We start from the raw sequence: 2096 nt of genomic DNA, 5'->3' as shown, positions 1-2096 counted from the left end.
GCCCGCGCGGAACTGGCCAGAATGGCGCGCACCGGCCTGGCCGGCGCGGCTCGCGTCGCCCACTGGGCGGACTCCGCCCTCGGCCCCGGCCGTGACGGCGCGACCGACGACGGCAAGGCCACCCTCTCCGACGCGACCGCCGCGCGGGCCGCGGCCGATCTGGGCCTGACCGTGGCCCAGGTCCGCGCCGACTGGGACACCGCCCGTCTCGCCGGACTGGTCGAGGTGCACGGCGACATCGCGCGCCCCGGCTGGCGCCTGCGCGCCTGGGACCGCGACGACAGCGCCGTCCTGCGCGGCTGGGTCGCCCTCTTCGACGCCTGGTCGCTCGCCTACCCGGAATCCCCGGACCACGAGCCCGCCGCGGTCGCCGAGGTCGTCTCGGCCATGCCCCAGGTGCTCTCCTTCCTCCAGCTGTCCGCCGGTCCCGTGCCGGTCGAGCAGCTCCTCGACCTGCTCCAGCAGCGGGTCACCGAGCTGCGCACCGAGCGCTGCGAGGTCCCGTACGAGCCGGGGCAGACGACCCCCGCCGCCGAACCCTCCGCCGCCGACCCGGCGGAACCCGCACCCGCCCAGGACACCCCGCTCGCCCCCCTCCTCGACTGGTCCCTGCACGCCCTCGCCTCCGTCGGCGCCCTCACCTGCGGCGACGGTCAGGCCACGCTCACCCCGCTGGGCAGCTGGGCGGTCTGGGTCAAGCTCGAGCAGATCTGCGTGGCCGCGCAGAGCCCCGCCGGGAACATCGAGCAGAGCGCCGAGGACATGCTCCGCGGCTGCGCCCAGCTCCGCCCCAACGCGGCCCGCGCCGAGTACCGCGCCTGGCTCGCCGCCCGCACCGTCGGCAGCGCGGTCACCGAACTCGTCGACGCCGCCCGCGGGGAGGACGCCCTGCTGCGCGGCCTCGCCTTCGAGGCGCTCCGTGTCGTCGGCGCCCCCGCCGAACCCGACGTCAGCGCCGTGGTCGACGAGCCGGCCCTGCGGCCGTACGCGCTGCTGTGGCTCGCCGAGCACGACGGCGTCGACCCGGAGGACGCCCACGAGGTCCTCACCCGCAGGGAGGCCACCTGGCTGTGGGTCGACACCGCCGCCGCCGTCGCCGACCACGGGGAGGCCCCGTTGCTCGTGCGGCACCTGGAGTCCGCGGTGCAGCCCACCGTCCCGGCCCTGCTCGACGAGGTACGGGCGGTCGGCCACCCCCGCACCGTGCAGGTCCTGGTCGCCCTGGCCGCCGCCCACCCCGACCCCGCCCTCGCGAAGGCCGTGCGCCGCGCCGCCTTCCAGGTGCACACCGGGGGATAGCCCGGCCGAGAAGACGGTTCCCGCCCGGATCGGGGCCGCTCAGGCCGCTATCTCGGGGGCGTACGTGCCGAAGCTCCAGATGTTGCCCTCGGCGTCCCGGGCCATGTAGTCCCGCGAGCCGTAGTCCTGGTCCGTCGGGGGCATCAGGATCTCCGCGCCGTGGTCCACCGCGCGCTGGTGGTGTGTGTCGACGTCGTCCACCACGACGTACACCCCCGCGGGGCCCGCGTCCTTCATGGCCGTGTCGAAGACGCCGCCGCGCCCCTTGGAGCCGAGCATCACCGCGCCGTTGCCCTGCACCAGCTCGGCGTGCAGCACCGAGCCGTCCTCGCCCTCGTACACCGACAGCTCGGTGAACCCGAAGGCCTCCGTCAGCTGTTTGATCGCCGCCTTCGCGTCCGCGTACAGCAGCGTCGGAAAGATGCCCGGCCGCCCACCGCCCGTACCCGCCATGCCGATCACTCCCTGTGTGCCGGTGATGAACCGGTGTCGCGGAAACCGCCGGAAATTCCGGGATTCCGACCCGCTGCCCAGTCTGGCACCCGCCACCGACAACGCCCCGGGGACGGGCCCGGGGCGCTGCCGGCGGCGGTCGTTCAGCGGAACGTGTCGCAGCGCGCCATGTCCCCGGTCCGGTACCCCTCGTAGAACCACTGCTGCCGCTGCCGGGCCGACCCGTGCGTCCACGTCTCCGGCGTCACCCGGCCCTGGAACCGCTCCTGGATCCGGTCGTCGCCCACGGCCGCCGCCGCGTCCAGGCCGTCCTGGACGTCGGCGGTCGTGAGGCTGGTGATCAG

3 protein-coding genes are annotated in these 2096 nt (G+C 75.2%); 1 reads left to right on the top strand and 2 read right to left on the bottom strand.

Going from position 1 to position 2096, the window contains the following annotated elements; all coding sequences use genetic code 11:
* Nucleotides 1-21: 21 nt before the first annotated feature.
* Nucleotides 22-1299, top strand: coding sequence for a hypothetical protein (locus ACFW2E_RS45740; RefSeq protein ID WP_384477792.1), 1278 nt, complete (start codon nt 22-24; stop codon nt 1297-1299).
* Nucleotides 1300-1338: 39 nt separating this feature from the next.
* Here ACFW2E_RS45740 and ACFW2E_RS45735 read toward each other — a convergent pair whose 3' ends face one another.
* Nucleotides 1339-1752, bottom strand: coding sequence for a VOC family protein (locus ACFW2E_RS45735; protein ID WP_384477789.1), 414 nt, complete (start codon nt 1750-1752; stop codon nt 1339-1341).
* Nucleotides 1753-1895: 143 nt separating this feature from the next.
* On the bottom strand, nt 1896-2096 hold a 201-nt coding region (locus ACFW2E_RS45730; protein WP_384477786.1), incomplete at its 5' end, for a neutral zinc metallopeptidase.

The sequence above is a fragment of the Streptomyces sp. NPDC058964 genome, from assembly GCF_042741275.1.
Classification (GTDB): Bacteria; Actinomycetota; Actinomycetes; order Streptomycetales; family Streptomycetaceae; genus Streptomyces.
This window is presented reverse-complemented; position numbering and strand designations above follow the sequence as displayed.